Below are 18250 nucleotides of genomic sequence, written 5' to 3' on the forward strand. Positions count from 1 at the left end.
CTCAATGCGGGCTCTGGCCTCAATGGGGACTTTGGCATAGCCGGTCGAGTGTCTCGTTGACGACGCTCTCCATCTGGCCGCTCCATAGGTCCCTCTGTGCGCTTCCGGCGGAGTCCTCCAGTTCGGTCGGGAGGGGTGGTGGGACGACGGTCATTGTCGCGACGTAGCGTCCGTCGTCGGACGCGGCGGTGAACGTCAGGTAGCCCCAGAATCCGCCGCGGCCCTCGTATCTGGTGCCGCCCTTGCATCCGTCCGGCCACGTCCAGACTCCCAGTGCGTAGGGGGCCAAACTGGGCCGCTTCTTCAGCTCGGCGAGGCTCGCGGCCGAGGTGAGCTTGCCTTGGAAGAGGGCGGAGAAGAAAGTGTTCACGTCCGCCACGGTCGAGGTAGCGCCCGCGGCCGCCGAGTCGACGCTGTCCGCGTTGTCCGTGATGTCGAGCCGCTGTCCCTGCAGGGTGATGTAGCCGTGGAGGAGCCGCGGATCGTGCAGGTCCACGCGGGCCGTGGACGTGTCTTTCAGCGCGAGGAGGTCAATGACCTCCTCGCGGAGCACTTGCGCATACGGCTTGTGGCGCAGGGTTTCGACCAAGAGTCCCAATGCTTCGTAGCCGGTGTTTGAGTAGCTGAAGGTGCCGACGCTGGAGGCCTCCCATTTCTTGGTCCCGGCCAGTTCGAAGGCCTTCTCCGGTGTGACCTGCTCGGGTTTTGAGATGGCCTGCCGGAGTTGGTCTGGGTTCTTGAACTGCAGATCGGTGTAGTCAGGGATGCCGGAGACATGGCCCAGCAGCTGCCTCACGGTGATCGGGCCGGGCGGGTGGAGGACCGTCTTGAACCCCGGGATGATGTCGTTCACGGGGGCGTCGAGGCCGATTAGACCGTCATCGACAAGTTTGAGGACCGTGACCGCCGTCATGGTCTTGGTGATGCTGGCGACTTCCACCCGATCGGTGGGCTGCGCTGGGGTCCTGGTGTCGAGGTCGCGGGCACCATACGCCTTGGACCACTCCCCGCCGGGCCAGCGCACCTGGACCACCGCCGCGACTGCTCCTCTGTCCATGAACAGTCTCGCCTGTCGCTCTATCGAGTCCGTGGCTGCGGGAGGAGTGCTGGTCGGGGCGGGTTCGCTGTTCGTGTAAGCGCAGGCGGACGCGACGAGGACCAGGGCAAGCATGCATGCGGTGAGAGCACGGGCCCGCTGACGGCCGCTCCTTGCGGCCTCTGTGCTCATTCCACGCATCCTCTCTCTGCGCTCGCGCTGCGTCCGGCACATGGTGTGGACGCCGAAGCCAGTCGCCGAGAAGGCATGCGCTTGGAACGAACTCGGCGGCTGGCTTCACGTGCTCGTTGCTCTCAACCGTGCTGCTCTCTTGTGTGGTCCGTGAGGATCTCGGACAGCGTGGCGAGGTTGGCCCGGACTTGCCGTGCGTAGGCCTTCGCGACGAGGGCATCGCCAACGCGGCCAAATACTCCGCCGAGGCCAGCTCCCGAGTCGACGTGGTAATTCACCCTGGTGCCCCCGGCTTCCGGTGTCAGGGTGTAGGCGGTGGTGAAGTCGATGTTGCCCTCGATAGATTTGAGGGCCATCTTTGTAGGCCGGTTGTCCTCGATGACCTCCACCTTCCAGTCGAAGGTCCTGCCGATGATCCTTGCCTTGCCACCGAAGCGGGAACCGACGTGGATTGGGCCATCGTCGTCGAACTCGGTGGTGAGGATAGTGGCGTCGTATTCCGGCGTGTGCGTCGGGTCGTGGAGGTAGTCGAAGATCTCCTCTTGGGGCGCGGGAATGAGGATGCTCTCGTCGGTGACGGGCATTTTGGGTCTCGATTTCTTGCAAAAGGGGTGGATTGCCTCGTCACGCACGTCCGTGGCAGTGCGCCGACGAAGCGGGATGCGGCTGGCCCCAGCTGTCATTCCGCGACGGTAGTCAGAAATGTGATCCCCGGTTCCATCAAGGTACCGCTCGGACCGGTGAGCGACAACGAGCGGCACGAGAGCCGCTTTCCGGGACTCTAGTCTCATTCCTGAGGGTGTAGTAGATTGCTGGGACCTTGCGTCGGGCTGGCTGGGGGGGCTCACGCCAACCGATGAAAGTGAGGTAACAGCATGCGCATCAAAATCATCGCCGCGACGTTCTGTATCGGGGCTTCAGCGGCGCTATCGGCAGCACCAGCTATGGCCGCAGGCCAGGTGGAGCGCGGGCCAGCAAACGCGAACTCCATCTGCTCGTATTCCGGTCAGAACGACACTCCGGACGCAGCCTTCCCTGAAGGCGGGCGAGTTCAGTCGTTCGGGCAGCTCGTGAGAGTCGGCCTCAAGGACACGCTCACTCAAGCGGGGGAGACGCCCGGGCAGTTGTGCAACGGCCACAATCTCCCGTGGCAGGATGTGACCGGAAGCCATTAGCGGCTGACTGATGTTCGCGGTGGGGCCCGCGCACAGGCCCCTCCGCGAATATCCACCAGAGCCGACTCTCGCAGCGTTCACAGCCTCATCGGCAAGTCGGACGTGATGTCCGTCATTGCGGGCCACTTCCCCGGCATACTGGTGGCCTGCGAGCACGGTCCAGCACACGGCCGCTTTCACATCAAGAGGGGGTTTGCAGGTGGTCGTGGAACGCGGGGAGCGCGACGGTTTCAGCGTGTTTGAGGTTGACGGCAGGCTGAATCTGACGAGCACTGATGAATTTCGAGAGGTCATCGCCAGGGCTCTTGGCGAGGGGCGCAGCCGGTTCCTCATCGACCTCCAGCAGGCCGAGTCCGTGGACTCCACGGGACTCGGTGCCCTCGTCTGGGCTGCAACGAACGCCCGCCGTCACGGGGGCGAACTCCTCATCGCAAATCCCAACGAGAGCGTGCTGTTGCTGCTGGAGCTCACGAGCACCACGAAGCTGCTTCCGCTGCACCGGCCGGCCTAGGCGCGGAGCCTTGAATTAAGAACCCGTAAGTCCATGAGGTGTCGTACGCCACCCTTGCTCTTAGGATGGTCAATGGATGGCGTGGGAAAGCGGCCGAGTCGCGGCTGCGGCGTCATCGGGGAAGGCAGCAGCACTAATGGCTACTGGCACTGTCAAGTGGTTCAACAGCGAGAAGGGCTACGGTTTCATCGCACCGGACGACGGATCGGCGGACGTGTTCGCCCACTACTCCGAGATCGACGGTCGTGGATACCGGTCCCTGGAAGAGGGCCAGAAGGTCGAGTACGAAGTCGGGCAGGGACAGAAGGGCCCGCAGGCGCAGAAGATTCGTCCCGTCTGATCCAATGAGCTGCCGAAGGTCTCTCTGGCTGACCGCGTACAGCCAGAGAGGTCCTTCGGGCATAGATGGCTAAGGCTTAGCCAAGTGCACCGACTCAGCACCGTTCAGGCAGGAGCACTTGTGAGCCGTCGAAAGCAATTCCTGGTCGTTGCCATGATTGTGGTCGGCTGCGCCTTGGCGGCGGTAGGCAGGCTCATCTTCCCGCAGCTCCCCATTGCCTTGCTCGGCGCCGTGATCGGCGTCGGCGTTGTGGCCGTCGTCCGGCTTATCCTCGGCAAGCTGAAGTAGACGGCTCTCTCTGCACCTATGTTGCGTTTGCCCTGTCAGGTTTACAGTGTGCGCATGACTGAGCAGCGAGACACCCCCAGCGAGCCCGCTGACGACGACGCCGAGACCCGCCCCGAGCCCAAAGACACCGGTCCAGGCGATTCTGGCGACGAGGCCAACGACCTCCGCTTCTCCGAAGAGGAGCAGCTCATCCACGAGCAGATCCGCCGACATCGCGAGGAACGCGAGCGGCGTGAGCGGATGGAGCGGGAGAAGAAGGGGTAGGGAGCTTCCTCAGACACGCCCGAGATGAGTCACCAATTCGTCGTCCGCACCCTATTCTTGTCACAAACGTGAATTTGAGCTGGGACGATTGTCTCCGGCTGAACGGCAAGGCGAGGGAATCAGTCCATGGCGGATGGCGCGGTCAACATCCGTGGGCAACAGCCCCGAGAAAGGGTGCCCTGGTCAGACACCGAACTGAACGCCATCGTTGATGTCTACCTGCGAATGCTCGAACTTGAGAAGGCTTCCCAGCCTTATGTTAAGGCTGAGTACAACAGAGAAGTGCAATCGCGCACTGGACGAGCGCGTGGCTCTGTTGAGTACAAATTCCAAAACATAAGCCATGTCTTGAACGAGGCGAAGCAGCCATACATTGAAGGCTACAAACCCGCTGCGAACGTTCAAGCCGCGTTGCGGCCTGTCGTCCTGAACCGCATTTATGGAATCTCCAGTGAGCAAGCGGGCCAGCCGATCGGTACACCCTCTAGTGGAGACCCGTTGCGGGACTACCGACGCAGATATGCTGGCGTTTGCCTGGATCCCGTGCTGCGCAAAGCCGTTGAGAAGGCGGCTGTTGAGCAGGCCACGGAGTATTACGAGGATCAGGGATACAAAGTGGAGGATGTCGGGCTGACCCACAGCTTCGATCTTCGCGCAATTCGAGACGGTGTCGAGCGGCACATTGAGGTCAAAGGGTCTCAGGTCTACATCGAGAAGATCCAGCTCACGCGCAACGAAGTCTTGCACGCCCGAGACTTTGAAAACACGGACCTTGTTATCGTGAGAAATGTTCCTTGGGAGCGGCAACCAAATGGGGCGATTTCGACACACCCCGGTGTCATGGAAGTGCTCATGAACTGGCGTCCTGCCGAGGCGAAGCTGCGTGCGACAACCTTTGAGTATCTCCTCGACTGACAGCATGAGGGGCTGGCCGATTAGCCACATACTCCTCGACAACACCTTCAAGCTCGTATTCCGCAGCCACTGCCTTCACGAAGGTCATAGGACCGAACAGGTCGAGGTAAGTCTGGATCCTCAGCCCGAGCAGGTGTTCCAGCGGCGCAGGGGATTCTGATTGAGTGCTGATGAGGCACTCCAACGCGTCTGATGCATGGTTCTTGAGGGCCTCTGGTCCCTTGGCCCGGCAGAGGCGGTGGATGGTCTCGGTGAGTTCGCGGTGCATGAATAAGAAAGCAGTTACTAGTTCGCTGTTCCCCGCGTATCGCATACCGCTGACCTGCTCTTCGGCCACCATTGCCCCCTCCACTCCGGCCTATGGGTGGAGGCTATAGAACAGCTCAGACAAGATAGACCTGTGACGGATTCCGAGACCGAGACCCCCCTCCCCGGCGGCGATGTCACCGAGGGCGTCGTGCGGGTCGGCGACACCGTCCGGCGCCCTCTCGGCCCGCACTCACCGCTGGTCCACGCCATCCTGCAGCACCTAGAAGCACAGCACTTCGACGGCGCCCCACGGTTCTTGGGGATCGATGAGCGGGGCCGCGAGATCCTGACTTTCATCGACGGGGAGGTAGCGAACCGCCCGCACCCTGCCTGGCTGGCCGACGAGACCCGCCTCGTCTCCCTGGCTCGCCTCGTCCGACGCCTCGATGACGCGATGGCCGGCTTTGCGCCGTCGTCGTCCATGCTTGAAGCGGTGGCGGCGCCCGAGATCCCGGGAATGCCCCCCGAACCCCGGGCCCAGCCGCAATTTATCGGGCATCTGGACATCACACCTGAGAACGTCGTCTTCCGGGATGGGGTGGCTGTGGCGCTCATCGACTTCGACCTCGCCAAACCGGCCACACGGGTCGACGAAGTCTTCAACCTCTGCCTCTGGTGGGCCCCGCTCGCGCCCGAGGAAGACAGAACGGATCCTCTCCGGGGAGTCGACGCCGTCGCCCGCACGCGCCTCATCGCGGACGCCTATGGCCTCGCCGCCGTCGACCGCCAACGCCTCGTGCCCACGGCCATCCGCAGAACCGAGCGGAGTTGGCACCTCATGAAATACCGAGCAGAGCACGACGGCGGAGGCTGGCTCCGCATGTGGCAGGACGGAGTGGGGGAGCGGATCGAGCGCCGGCTTGCGTGGCTGGAGGCTCACGGTGAGCGGCTCAGCGCGGCGCTCGAGGCTCAGTCGGCGTTTTAGGTATTGGCCAAGAATTCCTCAGGTAGTTCACCGGATCCGTCCGCGGGAATTCGAGTATTGGCTACGCGGGACAGCCTTCTGCCTCTCATGCGACTGTTGATACTGCAGGAGATTCGTTCTGGGCGATGACGGAGTGCAGTAGTTTGCGGGGAGGACTCGATGTCGCTTTTCACCACCTTGATCACCAGCAAGATCGCGGCCAGCGCTCTCGCCGCTGGAGCCTTAGCGCTCGGCGGCACGGCGGCGGCCGCGTATTCCGGCTCGTTCCCTGGATCGCTGCAGCAGGGAGCGCATTCCGCGGCTGGCACCCCCGCGCCCTCTGCACCGAGTACCGCGGCACCGAGCCCGAAGCCGAAACCGAGCCGGACCGCGGGCGCCAGCGGTCCGGATGCCACAGGGCCGGCGGCGTTCGGTCTGTGCACGGCCTATTCCCACGGTGGCCTGCACCCGTCGTCGACCGCCTACGCCTCCCTCGAATCCGCCGCAAAGAGCGCTGCGAATATCGCCGACTACTGCGCCAAGATCACCGCGGCGCACGAGTCCGCGAAACCGAAGTCAGACGACAGCGAGAAGCCAGACGACGAAGCCAGCGAGTCCGGCTCGCACGGCAAGGGCAAGGGAACTGCTCCCGAAAGCCCCGGCCACTCCTGAACAAGACACCCTGCGGACGTGACGGCGCAACGTAGGCTGGACGCGATCGGCCCTCGAGAGGAGTAGTCATGTCCGCGTCCGCGCACCTCGGAGATTCGCCCCTGCTCCGCACGTACTATACGATCCTCACCGGCGGGATTGAGGAGTATGGCGAGGGGCAGGAACTGATGCCCCTGCTCGCCGACGACTTCGTCTTCGACGGCCCCATCGCAGGCGTGGTTGCGGGAGCGGGGCGCTTCACCCAAGGCGTGCGCGGCTTCATCGAGGCGGTGCGGGAGATTTCCTTCCTCCAGGCCGTGGTCGCCGACGACAGCGCCGCTGTCCTCTACGACGCCGTCCTCCCCAAGGGAACGGTGCGCTTCGCGGAATTCTTCGAGTTCAGCGGGGGCACCATTAAGACCGTCCACATTCACTACAACGCGGCCGAATACGTAGCTGCGGGCGGGCACTGAAGCTCCGCGCCGGGCGAAAGAGCCGCTACCACTTGTGATTCCCCATTGACAGGGATCGATCCCGTTCGGACGATGGGTCTTGGATCCAATATTCGGGTTCTAGAAGGACGACGACGCGGAGACGGCTGATGACCAACTCCAAACGTCCCCCGCCTCGGCGATAAACGACCGCCGATGTGCGAAGGCTCCCTGCCCCCGAACTCCCTGCCCGCCCATCGGCGCCGCGGCCCTGACAACCATCCACCCCGGTCAGTCAGAAAAATCCGCACCCGGCCCACACGGCCCAAACCATCAGTCCGATGGAGGAATGATGAGTGTTCAACAAGTAACCAGGGAACAGGCCGTTCGACGCGCGGTCTACGCGAGCGTCGTCGGCACCACGATCGAGTGGTACGACTTCTTCCTGTACGGGACGGCGGCAGCTCTGGTCTTTCCCCAGCTGTTCTTCCCGGGCGGAGAGAATTCGCTGAATGGTGTCATCGCGGCCTTCGGAACGCAATTCGTCGGCTTTGTGGCCCGCCCCGTCGGCGCAGCGATCTTTGGCCATTACGGAGACCGAATCGGCCGGAAGACGACCCTCATGGCCACGCTATTCCTCATGGCCTTCGGCACCGTGCTGATCGGCCTGCTTCCGACGTATCAGAACATCGGAGTGTGGGCGCCGATCCTGCTCGTGATCCTGCGGATCATCCAGGGCATCGGCGTGGGCGGCGAGTGGGGCGGCTCCGTGCTCATCGCGATGGAGTGGGGGAAGCAGCACCGCCGTGGACTCTCGGCGAGCTGGCCGCAGATGGGCGTACCCCTCGGCCTCATCCTTTCGACCGGCCTCGTCCGGCTGACCACAGGAGCTACTGGATCCGACTTCGTCACTTACGGCTGGCGCATCCCATTCCTCCTCAGCATCATCCTCGTCGGCGTCGGCCTGTTCGTCCGGCTGCGCGTCATCGAGAGCCCGGAGTTCGAAGCGGTGCGCAAGGCTGAGAAGGTTGTACGGGTTCCGCTGGTGGAGGCGGTCCGCCGGCAGCCCAAGGAAATCCTCCTCTCCGCGTTGGTCCGCATGTCCGAGCAGGCGCCGTTCTACATCTTCATCACGTTCGTCATCACCTATGCGACGAAGCAGCTCAAGTTCAACAGCGACGCCATCCTCGTCGACACCCTCATGGCGGCCGCCCTCGGCCTCATTAGCATTCCGGTCTTCGGGATGCTCTCGGACCGGTTCGGACGCCGGCTCATCTACGGAATCGGCGTCGTCCTCACGGCACTGTACGCCTTCCCGTACTTCGGCCTCATGAACACGGGCAACGCGCTGCTGATCGCCATTGCGGTCGTGGTGAGCCTCATCTTCCACGACATCCAGTACGGCCCCCAGGCGGCGCTCATCGCCGAAAGCTTTGAGCCCGACATCCGCTACACAGGCGCCGGGATGGGGTATCAGCTGGCGAGCATCATCGCAGGCGGCCCAGCGCCGCTCATCGCAGCGTGGCTGCTCCAGAACACAGGAAGCTCGACGGCGATCTCCGTCTACCTGATCTTCTGCGCCGTTGTCAGCATGTTCTCGCTCATCCTGCTTCGCCCTAGGGCCACATCGGCTGCTGCGCCGACGGAGCCGCATCAGCGCAGGAGCCGCCGAGCGATGCGGCATGCCTGAGGGCGTCTCGGCAGAGGTTCGAGAGCACGTAGCCACCATTGAGTTCGGAGGAGGGGAACGACACAACGCCCTCGGCACTCAGGATTGGGAGGAGCTCGGCCGCGCCGCACGGAAGCTGGCGAACGCAAACTCGGTGCGGGCCGTCGTCGTCCGTGGTCGGGGTGGCGTGTTCTGCGCGGGCTCGGACCTGCGCGAATGGGAGCACGCCAGCGCCGACCAGATGACCCAAAGCCTCGGGGTGATGGAGCAGGCGCTCCAGGCCATCGAGGACCTGCCGATGCCTACGGTCGCGGTGCTGGAGGGGATCGCCGCAGGGGGCGGATGCCAGCTCGCCCTCGCATGCGACCTCCAGCTCGCGGCCGCCTCGGCGAGGATCGGGATGCCGGTCTCACGCCTCGGGATCCTGGTGCCGCCGTCGTTCGCGATGCGGCTCTCAGTCCGCATCGGGCCCGGTCGCACGAAGGACCTGCTCTACAGCGGCCGCCTCCTGCCCGCGGAGGAGGCGCACGACGTCGGCCTCATCACCAGGGCGGTCCCGGATGGCGAGCTCGATGCGGCCCTCGCCCAGCTGCTCGACATGTGGGCGGACCTCGACCAGCCCTCGCTGCGGGCCGCGAAGGCCGCGGTCGACCACGGGCTCCGGCCACTCGTCGAGAGGGTGCGCGGAGAGCCTCTGGGGCCCGCCGTCGATCCCCAGCAGTTCCCGCAGCGCATCGCGGCGTTCCTCCACCGCGATAGGGGCGACGGGAGGCAAGCCGAAGCGTGAGCTCTGGGCGTCCCGCGGGGACCTTGGGGCCCAGATCTCACGCTTCGTCAGGCGGCAAGAGGGGGTATCAGGCCTCGGCGGAGGCAGGTACGACGGCGGCCGCGCGCCGAGCGTCAGCATCCTCCGGATCCGTGAGGTCGCGGTTGAGGGTCTCGGGGGTGAGCCGCGTGGCGATGAAGCTCACGAGCATGGTGACCCCCATGTAGATGGCGATCGGCACCCACGAGTTGCCGAACGCCGCGAGCAGTCCGGCGCACACCATGGGGGCGATGCCGCCGCCGATGATCGCGGAGAACTCGCGTCCAAGGGTCACCCCGGCGTACCGGTAGCGGCTGCCGAACACCTCGGGGAAGTAGCTCATGTGCACGCCCACCACGCCCTGGCACGCGAGGATGAAGCCGATCACGATCACGAGCATGATCGCCACCGGATCGCCCGTCGTCAGCATGAGGAATGCGGGAGCGGGGAACAGCACCAGAACACCGGTGATGAGCGAGACGACCTTGCGTCGACCGATCCGATCAGAGAGGAACCCGAAGCCGAAGGCCGCGAAACCGCCGCACAGGGACCCGATGAGAAGGACGATCGGGATGTACTTCGGGTCGGTCTTGACGACCGTGATGAGATACGAGGCCATGAACACCTGAATGGTGTACGACTGCGTGCTCACACCGAGGTTCATGAAGATGACACGGAGCACGTTGGCCTTTCCGTGCTTCATGACTTCCTTGAGCGGCGCCGGCGGCTCCGCGCGCTCCTGCTTGATCTCCTCGAAGACGGGGGACTCATCGAGCTTGCGCCGCATGATCATGGCCGCGACCGTCACGACGATGCTGGAGAGGAACACCAGCCGCCAGCCCCAGTTCATCATGTCGTGTGGAGCGAGCGCCTGAACCGCGATCCAGACGAGCGCGCCGAGCGCCGTGCCCGCGGCGGCGCCGACCATGATGAGGGACGCGAGCCGACCGCGGGTTCCGGGAGCCGCCGATTCGGTGAGAAGCGTGGCACCTCCGGACTGCTCCGCGCCTGCGCCAAAGCCCTGCGCGGATCGGCAGACGATCAGCAGCAGCGGTGCGAGCAGACCCACCTGATCGAACGTCGGTAGGATCCCGATCGCGAGCGTCGATCCGCCCATGAGGAACAGCGTGGTCACGAGCACCCACTTGCGTCCGAGCCGATCGCCGAAGTGCGAGAAGAACACGCCGCCAATCGGCCGGAACAGGAACCCGACCGCAAACGTGCTGAAGCTCGCGAGCAGGCCTGCGGCCGGTGAGACGTTCGGGAAGAACAGTTTGCTGAAGACCAGTGCCGACGCCGTGCCGTAGATGACGAAGTCGTACAGCTCGAGCGTCGTTCCGATCAGGCCGGCAAACGCGGCCTTCCTGACCTTCGACTGGTCCACGACGCTTCCAGAGGTGGGTACGTTCATGTCCATACTCCTTTGAATGGGCACAGCTCGGTTGGGTTGGTGGATCGGACAGCGGGTCAGTGGTTGGCGGACGCAGCTCCTGCTTCGGCGGCCGCGGCAAGTGCACCGTGGCGGCGGATCGTGTCGAGGAGCTCTCCGGTCCGCTCGATGAACTCCTCGCGTGCTGCCAGCTCTTCACCGAGGAGGTGCTGCTCGCCGAGCACGCGGCGGGCGAGCTCAATGGACGACGACGACTGCTCGGCTGCCTGGGCGAGCGCACCGCGCGCTGGGTCCACCATCGCGGCGGCGTGTTGGCCGGGGTCGAAGCCGGGCAGCGGTGCGAGGCATGCGAGGTACCCGGCGACCGTGAGGGCGAGGAAGTGCGGCGTCCGGCCGGCATCGAGCAGCGCGAGCGCCGGGGCGGGGACGCGTTGGCGCAGCTTCACGGAGCCGTCGGAGCCGACCTGGCTGGTCCGGTGGCCGAGGGCGGTGTTCCGCCACCGCGTGAAGAGCTGCTCCTCGTACTCGTCGAGGTCGATGCCGCTCGGGGCAGTCACGCTCGGGCGGTACTCGTTGCGCAGGACGGCGCGGGCGGCCGCCTCGATCTCGGGCTTCGAGACCGCTTCCGGGATGGTCGCGGCACCGGTGAGCGCCCCGAGGTACGCGATGAGGGAGTGCGTCCCGTTGAGGAGGCGCACCTTGAGTTCCTCGTAGCGCGCCACCTCGTCGGAGAAGATCGCACCCCCGGCCTCCCACGCCGGGCGCCCCGCGGCAAAGCGGTCCTCGAGGACCCACATCGTGAACGGCTCGGCCGGAACCGGGACCTCGTCCCGGTAGCCACGCCCTTCGGCGACGAGGCGGCGGTAGTGGTCGGTCGTTGCCGGCACGATCCGGTCGACCATCGTGGACGGGAACGTCACGTGCCGCTCGAGGAACGCGAGCGTTTCCGTGGCCTCGGCTTCGGGCAGGAGGCCGGCGAACTCCTTCACGAGCCGCTCCGTGTGGTGCCCGTTGTCGGCGAGATTGTCACAGCTGAGCACCGTGATGGGCTCACCATGTGACCGCGCCCGGGACTGCAGCCCGCGCACGATCTGGCCAATCGGGGTCGCGGGACGTGCGGCGTCGGCGAGGTCGCGCTGGATCGCCGGGTCGTCGACGGCGAGGTGCCCGGTGCTGGGGCTGTAGTAGTAGCCGTTCTCGGTCACGGTGAGGGAGACAATCCGGGTGGTGGCGTCGGCGATGGACGCGACGACCCGCTCGGGTTCGGCGGCGGCAGTGAAGGCATCCGTGTGCACGCCGGGGATCGAGAACGATTCGCCCTCGGGCGAGATCTCGACGACCGTGTACAGGAGGTCCTGGGCCTTCATCGCATCGGGGACTGACGCCGATCGGCTGCCGACGCCGATGATGCCCCAGTCAGATGCGCCTGTGGAATCGAGCGCGGCGCGCGTGTACACGGCCTGATGCGCCCGGTGGAAATTGCCCAAGCCGAGGTGGACGATGCCGGGCCGGAGCCCGGCGAGGCGAGGGGCGCCGTCGTACTTCGCCGAAAGCTGGGGAAGCGCGGAGTCGAACTCTGAAGCCATGCTCACCAGTCCTTCATGGCGCCGTCGAGATCGCGGGCGATCGGCAGGTAGGCGGGGGAGTAGGGGAAGCGGGCCGCGGCTTCCTCGTCGACCTCGACGCCGAGCCCGGGCTCGTTGCCGGGGTGGAGGTAGCCGTCGTCGAACGTGAAGCTGCTGCGGAACACCTCGGAGACGAGCGGGTCGTAGCCCATGTACTCCTGGATGCCGAAGTTCGTGGTCGCGAGGCCCACGTGCAGGGACGCCGAGAGGTTCACGGGGGAGACGTCAGAGGGCCCGTGCGGGGCGCCCTTGACTTGGTAGACCTCGGCGAGGGCGAGGATCTTGCGGACGTGGGAGACGCCTCCCGCATGGACGACCGCAGTGCGGATGTAGTCGATGAGCCGCTCGCTCAGGAGCTGCTCGCAGTCCCAGATCGTGTTGAAGACCTCGCCGATCGCGAGCGGGACCGTCGTCTGGGCGCGGACGGCGCGGAGGAGCTTCTGGTTCTCGGCGGGCATGACGTCCTCGAGCCAGAAGAGGTCGACGTCCTCGAGCGAGCGCGCCAGTCGGCCGGCCTCGGTCGGGGTCAGGCGATGGTGCACGTCGTGGAGGAGCTTGAGCTCGGGGCCCACGTGCTCGCGGACCGCGTGGAGCACCTTGGGGGCGTGGCGCAGGTAGGCCGACGTGTCCCAGATCTCCTCGGCGGGGCCGCCGCCGCGGCCGGCGGGCTCGTAGCTTGCCGCGCCCTTCGTGACGCCGTAAACCTTGTCCAGCCCCGGAACCCCGGACTGGGCGCGGACTGCGCGGAAGCCCTGCTCCCGCCGCTGTTCGATGGAGTCCAGCAGCTCGGGCACATCCCAGCCGGTCGCGTGCGTGTAGGTGAGCACCTTGTCGCGGGCGGCGCCGCCGAGGAGCTGGTAGACGGGGACGCCGAGCGCCTTGCCCTTGATGTCCCACAGGGCAAGGTCTACCGCTCCGATCGCCGCCATCGTGACCGGGCCGCGGCGCCAGTAGACGCCCTTGTAGAGGAACTGCCAGGTGTCCTCGATGCGCTCGGCGTCCCGGCCGATGAGCGCTGGGGCGAGGTGGTCGCGGAGGTAGCTGGCGACGGCGAGTTCCCGGCCGTTGAGGGTCGCGTCGCCCCATCCGACAATGCCGTCGTCCGTGGTGATCTTGAGGGTGACGAAGTTGCGGCTAGGGCTCGTGACGAGGACGTCGACGGCGGCGATGGTGCGGACTGATGCTTTGGTCATGAGGCGGGGATCACTACATTCTTCAGGGGTTCATTGCGGGTGAGTCTTGTGATGTTCTCGGCGATGTCCCGGATGCGTCCACGGAAGGTTTCCGCTGTGACGCCGGACGAGTGGGGGGTCATGATGACGTTGTCGAGGCGGCCGAAGGGGAGCGCGGACGGCTCGGCCTTTCCATCGGCTCCCGGATACTGGTACCAGACGTCGATCGCGGCGCCCGCGATCCGCCGGTCCCGCAGCGCCTCATACAGGGCGGCTTCGTCGACCACTGGGCCGCGGGCCACGTTGACGAGCAGGCCTGCGGGGCCGAGTTCGTCGAGTTCGACGGCGCCGATGACAGAGTGCGTCTCCTCGCTGAGCGGGATGCTCACCACGAGGACGTCCGCCTCCGTGAGGGAGTCGCCGAGGCGCTCGGTGGATCCGGCCCAGCGGAGGCCGTGCAGTCCTGGGTCGGTGGAGCCGCTGCGGGTGATCGCGATGCCCTCGCAGCCGAACGCGCGCAGCAGGTTCCACGCGGCCTGGCCGATGTGTCCGAAGCCCAGGAAGGAGACCGTGGCTCCGCGGAGCGTCTCGGGCTGGGGTGTGGACGGCGAGTACACCGGGGACTGCCACGTTCCCGTGCGGAGGGCGGCGTCCTGTCCGAGGAGGTCTCGACGGAGGGCAACGAGGACGGCGGCCACGTGCTCCGCGATCGAGTTCTCGTGATGGAACGTGTTCGCGCAGATGACACCCGCTGGGAGCGCGTCCGCGTTGATGCCGTCGTAGCCCGCGCCCGCGACGTGGACGAGGCGGAGCTTCTCTGCCGCGGCGCCCATCGCCTCCGTGAAGCGGCCCCCGACGTAGACGTCCGCGTCGCGCAGGTCGGCGGCGAGGGCCTCTTCGTTCCAGGATTCATGCCAGGACGTCGTGGTGCCCGCGGGGAGGGCTTCCTCGAGGAGCGGTCGATGGGGCATGAGGTTGCGGTCCGCGATGACGATCCTCATTTGCGTCCTCCCTTAATAGTGGTGGCGCCGCGCGCGGCGAAAGTCGAGCCCCGGACGATGAGCTGGGACCCCAGATGGACGGCCTCGGTTGCACGGGACTTGCCAGCGATCTGCTCGAGCAGCAGGTCGAGCCCCAGCGAACCGCTGCGCTCGATCGCGACGCGCACCGACGTCAGCCCGGGTTCGGCGGCCGCGGCGATGTCCAGGTCGTCGATGCCCACCACACTCAGGTCCTCGGGGCAGTGGTAGCCGAGCGTCCGCGCGCCGGCCAGGAGGCCGACGGCGACGAGGTCGTTGTAGGCGATGACCGCCGTCGCGCCGCTGGCGACGACAGACGCCGCCGCCGCGAGGCCGCCGTCGACCGTTGCGTTCTGGTGTCCCACGGTGACGAGGTCGACGCCCCACTCCTCGCACAGCCGCTTCACCGCTGACGTCCGTTGGCCGTTCGCCCACGAGGACGCGGGGCCCGGCACATAGGCGAACTTGCGATGCCCCAGCGCGTGCAGGTGCTCGACCGCCTGACGCAGGCCCTCGCTGGCGTCCATGAGGACGCGGGCGGCATCGGCCTCGCCGTTGATGACGACGAGCGGGGTGCCGCCCGTGACCTTCTTGATTTCCGAGGCAGGGAGGCGCGGGGAGCAGAGGATGATGCCGTCGACCGAGCCGGCGAGCGACGCGAGGTGCTCGCGCTCGCGGTCCGCCGACCCGCCGGTGTCAGCGAGGAGCATGCGGTGGCGGCCCGGCCACGCGCGCTCCTGAATGGCCTTGATGAGGGACGCCATGACGGCGTTCGCGATGTCGGGGACGACGACGGCAACTGTGCGCACGCCTGTCGGGGCGGCCTGCGTCTCGTAGCCCAGCGCCTCGGCGGCGAAGAGGACCTTCTGCCGGGTCTCGGCGGCGAGGCGGCCGGGATCGCTGAAGGCGCGGGACGCCGTCGCGAGAGAAACTCCCGCTCGCTTCGCTACGTCTGTCAGGGTGGCTGGCACTCACTCAGTATGGAAAGACTTGTGCAAGCTTGTCAATCGTTTTCATGCCGTCAGGGCTAGCTCCGGCGTCACCGCAACCGTCCCTCGGCGACATGGCCCGTCGGGTGAAGGCATAACCGGTGCGCACGACGGACGGTTATGCCTTCAAGGGACGGTTATGCCGCGAACGGACGGTCGTGTCGGCAAGGGCGCGGACGAGACCCTGCAACGCTACGCGCCGAGCGCGACGATGTACGTGTTCACGGGCCGGCCTGTCGTGCCGTACTCGAGCCTGAGCTCGAGGCGGCCCTTGCGCTCGAGCTCGCTCAGGTAGCGCTGGGCGGTGGGCCGCGAGATGCCGATCAGGTCGGAGACGTCCTGCGCCCCGAGTGGATGGTCGGCGGTGCGGACCGCGTCGAGGACCTTCTGCATGGTGGGCGGAAGGGCGCGCGTCGAGCGCGGGGGAGTGGGCGCGTGCCGGGCCGCGAACAGGGCGTCGACGTCGGTCTGGCCCGAGATGTGGCCGGACTCCGCCTCGCTCCGCCACCTGCGGTAGGCCGCGAGCTGCGCCGTCAGCTGATCGAAGCCGAAGGGCTTGACGAGGTAGTACACGGCGCCGCCGCGCATCGCCGCCCGCACGGTGGCGACGTCGCGCGCCGCCGTGATGATGATCGCGTCCACGTCCTCGCCCGCCTCCCGGAGGGACCGCAGGAGGGCGATGCCGTCGTCGTCCGGCAGATAGACATCCAGGAGCAGGAGGTCGGGCTTGAGCCGGGCGACGGCCGCGCGCGCCTCGGCCGCCGTGTGCGCCTCGCCCACGCACTCGTAGCCCTGCACGCGCGCCACCTGCGCTGCGTGGACTCGCGCGACCCGGTAGTCGTCGTCGACCACGAGGGTTCGGATCATCCCTGAGCCACTCCTTCTCCGGCTTCCGCCTCCGCCGCCGGCCCCGCCGTCGGAATCCACACCTCGAATCGCCCGCCCGGCCCGGCGAACACGTCCATCGTGCCACCGTGCCGGTGCACGATCCGCGCGACGAGCGCAAGCCCGATCCCGCGCCGCATGCCGGCCGGCTTGCCCGCCTTGCCGGGCTTCGTTGTGTAGCCATCGCGGACGACGGCGTCCACCGCCTCCGCGGGCACGCCCGGCCCGTTGTCGGTCACCGAGATGAAGATGCCCGACGAGTCGTCGAGCTGCAGCCTCACCTCGCGCGGGGCGGGCTGGCCGACGACGGCATCCACGGCGTTGTCGAGCAGGTTGCCCACGATGGTGACGAGGTCCTGGCTCGGGAGGAAGGGCTGCCGCAGCTGCGAGTCGTCCGTCACGGACAACTGCACGTCCTGCTCTGCCGCAACGGTGACTTTCGCGAGGATGAGTGCCGCAAGCTCGGGCGGCTCGATGCGCGCTCGCAGGCCCTCGCCCAGTGACCGCGAGGTGTCGGCCACGCCCGAGATGAAGGTGCGTGCCTGATCGACATCGCCGAGCTCCAGCAGCCCGCTCACCACGTGGAGCCGATTCGCGTACTCGTGCTCCTGCGCTCGCAACGCCTCCATGAGGCCCTCGGTCGAACGGAGGTCCCTGACGAGCGCCTCGACTTCGGTACGGTCCCGTAGCGTCACAACTGCGCCGACGCTCCGGCCGCCAACGCTGACGGGCATGCGGTTGGCCACGAGGAGCGCGTCATCGGTGAGCACCGCCTGATCCGCGCCGGACGCCTTCCCTGTGAGGATGTCCCTGAGGCGCCCGGCCGGAATGAGTTCCCCGATGCGCTGCCCGAGCGCGGTGCCCTCAAGGCGGAGGAGCCGCCGGGCCTCGTTGTTGATCACGGTGACGCGGTCGTCGTCGTCAAGCCCGATCATCGCCTCCTTGATCCCGTGGAGGAGGGCCTCGCGCTCCTGCAGGAGCGAGCCGATCTCGGCGGGCTCTAGGCCGAACGTCGCGCGCTTGATGCCGCGCGCCAGCAGGACGGAGCCCAGGCTGCCCATGAGGAGGATGAGCGCCGAATAGCCCACGATGAGCCAAACCCGCTGGCCCAGCTGGGTCAGCACCGCGGTCTCGAGGATGCCCACGGAGACTTGGCCGATCACGTTGCCCTCCGCGTCGAAGATCGGGGCCTTGGCGTTCGCGGAATCTCCGAGGCTGCCGTGGTCTGTGCCAAGGTGGGTCGCGCCGTCGAGCGCGGCAACCGGCTCCTCGAGCTGCTTGCCGACGAGCGCCGGATTGGGGTGCGAGTAACGGACGCCGTCGCGGTCCGTGACCACGACGTAGTCGGTGTGGGCCTGGAGCCGCACCTGTTCGGCAAGGGCCTGGATTCGCTTGGTCGGGTCGCCGACTTCGAGGGCAGAAGCGATCTCGGGCACCTGCGCGACGGTTGTCGCGACGCCGAGGGCGCGTTGGCGGTACTCCTCGTCGAGCACTTGGCCGGTGATCTGGCTCGTGACGAAGCCGCCGAGGGCCACGGTCAGCAGGAGGATGCACAGCGTCCACACGAGGATCTGGGAAGCGAGCGGGCGCGCTCCCCACCAGTTTCGAGTCAATTTCACGCGGCGATCACCGGACGATCAAAAGGCTCAAAACGTGAATGAAGGCTAATAATCCTCGCAA

The 18250-nt window shown here is 66.5% G+C and carries 20 protein-coding genes; 11 read left to right on the plus strand and 9 right to left on the minus strand.

Annotated elements, in window-relative coordinates:
* Positions 1-19: 19 nt before the first annotated feature.
* Both E5679_RS07290 and E5679_RS07295 read right to left on the minus strand, forming a co-directional pair.
* On the minus strand, positions 20-1228 hold the full coding sequence (locus E5679_RS07290; RefSeq protein ID WP_249336010.1) for a serine hydrolase domain-containing protein: 1209 nt from the start codon (positions 1226-1228) through the stop codon (positions 20-22).
* Between the two features lie 122 nt (positions 1229-1350).
* Positions 1351-1812, minus strand: coding sequence for an SRPBCC family protein (locus E5679_RS07295; RefSeq protein WP_171042276.1), 462 nt, complete (start codon positions 1810-1812; stop codon positions 1351-1353).
* A 291-nt stretch (positions 1813-2103) separates the two neighbouring features.
* Here E5679_RS07295 and E5679_RS07300 point away from each other — a divergent pair, with 291 nt between their 5' ends.
* From E5679_RS07300 to E5679_RS07345, 11 genes are all read left to right on the plus strand, one after another.
* Complete coding sequence (locus E5679_RS07300) at positions 2104-2403, plus strand: hypothetical protein (RefSeq protein ID WP_138414422.1); 300 nt, start codon at positions 2104-2106, stop codon at positions 2401-2403.
* A gap of 205 nt (positions 2404-2608) precedes the next feature.
* Positions 2609-2914 (plus strand): STAS domain-containing protein, encoded by a 306-nt coding sequence (locus E5679_RS07305; RefSeq protein ID WP_275092547.1) that lies wholly within the window; start codon positions 2609-2611, stop codon positions 2912-2914.
* Between the two features lie 136 nt (positions 2915-3050).
* On the plus strand, positions 3051-3254 hold the full coding sequence (locus E5679_RS07310) for a cold-shock protein (RefSeq protein WP_138414424.1): 204 nt from the start codon (positions 3051-3053) through the stop codon (positions 3252-3254).
* 84 nt (positions 3255-3338) lie between these two features.
* Positions 3339-3542, plus strand: coding sequence for a hypothetical protein (locus E5679_RS20790; RefSeq protein ID WP_171042278.1), 204 nt, complete (start codon positions 3339-3341; stop codon positions 3540-3542).
* 54 nt (positions 3543-3596) lie between these two features.
* The gene (locus E5679_RS07315) at positions 3597-3806 is read left to right on the plus strand and encodes a hypothetical protein (RefSeq protein ID WP_138414425.1); all 210 of its coding nucleotides are present in this window, start codon (positions 3597-3599) and stop codon (positions 3804-3806) included.
* Between the two features lie 126 nt (positions 3807-3932).
* A complete protein-coding gene (locus E5679_RS07320) occupies positions 3933-4721 on the plus strand; it encodes a protein NO VEIN domain-containing protein (RefSeq protein WP_138414426.1) in 789 nt (262 codons plus the stop codon).
* 400 nt (positions 4722-5121) lie between these two features.
* A complete protein-coding gene (locus E5679_RS07325; RefSeq protein ID WP_138414427.1) occupies positions 5122-5955 on the plus strand; it encodes an aminoglycoside phosphotransferase/kinase family protein in 834 nt (277 codons plus the stop codon).
* A 159-nt stretch (positions 5956-6114) separates the two neighbouring features.
* Entirely contained in the window at positions 6115-6606 is a 492-nt protein-coding gene (locus tag E5679_RS07330) for a protein tyrosine phosphatase (RefSeq protein WP_138414428.1), read from the plus strand.
* Positions 6607-6674: 68 nt separating this feature from the next.
* On the plus strand, positions 6675-7058 hold the full coding sequence (locus tag E5679_RS07335) for a nuclear transport factor 2 family protein (RefSeq protein ID WP_138414429.1): 384 nt from the start codon (positions 6675-6677) through the stop codon (positions 7056-7058).
* Positions 7059-7368: 310 nt separating this feature from the next.
* Positions 7369-8706 carry an MFS transporter gene (locus E5679_RS07340; protein ID WP_138414430.1) on the plus strand — a complete coding sequence of 446 codons (1338 nt, stop codon included), beginning with the start codon at positions 7369-7371 and terminating at the stop codon, positions 8704-8706.
* Positions 8699-9472, plus strand: a complete 774-nt coding sequence (locus E5679_RS07345) for an enoyl-CoA hydratase/isomerase family protein (protein WP_138414431.1) — start codon at positions 8699-8701, stop codon at positions 9470-9472. The genes E5679_RS07340 and E5679_RS07345 overlap by 8 nt, the downstream gene beginning before the upstream one ends.
* A gap of 67 nt (positions 9473-9539) precedes the next feature.
* Here the strand turns inward: E5679_RS07345 and E5679_RS07350 are convergent, their stop codons facing one another.
* The 7 genes from E5679_RS07350 to E5679_RS07380 form a co-directional block, all read right to left on the minus strand.
* A complete protein-coding gene (locus E5679_RS07350) occupies positions 9540-10901 on the minus strand; it encodes an MFS transporter (RefSeq protein ID WP_249336011.1) in 1362 nt (453 codons plus the stop codon).
* Positions 10902-10957: 56 nt separating this feature from the next.
* A complete protein-coding gene (locus tag E5679_RS07355) occupies positions 10958-12466 on the minus strand; it encodes a mannitol dehydrogenase family protein (protein WP_138414433.1) in 1509 nt (502 codons plus the stop codon).
* A 2-nt stretch (positions 12467-12468) separates the two neighbouring features.
* A complete protein-coding gene (manD, locus tag E5679_RS07360) occupies positions 12469-13698 on the minus strand; it encodes a D-mannonate dehydratase ManD (protein ID WP_138414434.1) in 1230 nt (409 codons plus the stop codon).
* Positions 13695-14678, minus strand: a complete 984-nt coding sequence (locus E5679_RS07365; RefSeq protein ID WP_138414435.1) for a 2-hydroxyacid dehydrogenase — start codon at positions 14676-14678, stop codon at positions 13695-13697. The genes manD and E5679_RS07365 overlap by 4 nt, the downstream gene beginning before the upstream one ends.
* Positions 14675-15667, minus strand: coding sequence for a LacI family DNA-binding transcriptional regulator (locus E5679_RS07370; protein WP_138414436.1), 993 nt, complete (start codon positions 15665-15667; stop codon positions 14675-14677). The genes E5679_RS07365 and E5679_RS07370 overlap by 4 nt, the downstream gene beginning before the upstream one ends.
* A 210-nt stretch (positions 15668-15877) precedes the next feature.
* Complete coding sequence (locus E5679_RS07375) at positions 15878-16552, minus strand: response regulator transcription factor (RefSeq protein ID WP_138414437.1); 675 nt, start codon at positions 16550-16552, stop codon at positions 15878-15880.
* A complete protein-coding gene (locus E5679_RS07380) occupies positions 16549-18189 on the minus strand; it encodes an ATP-binding protein (RefSeq protein ID WP_212746913.1) in 1641 nt (546 codons plus the stop codon). The genes E5679_RS07375 and E5679_RS07380 overlap by 4 nt, the downstream gene beginning before the upstream one ends.
* Positions 18190-18250 lie beyond the last annotated feature (61 nt).

It is taken from the genome of Sinomonas gamaensis (assembly GCF_005876955.1).
Taxonomy (GTDB): Bacteria; Actinomycetota; Actinomycetes; order Actinomycetales; family Micrococcaceae; genus Sinomonas; species Sinomonas gamaensis.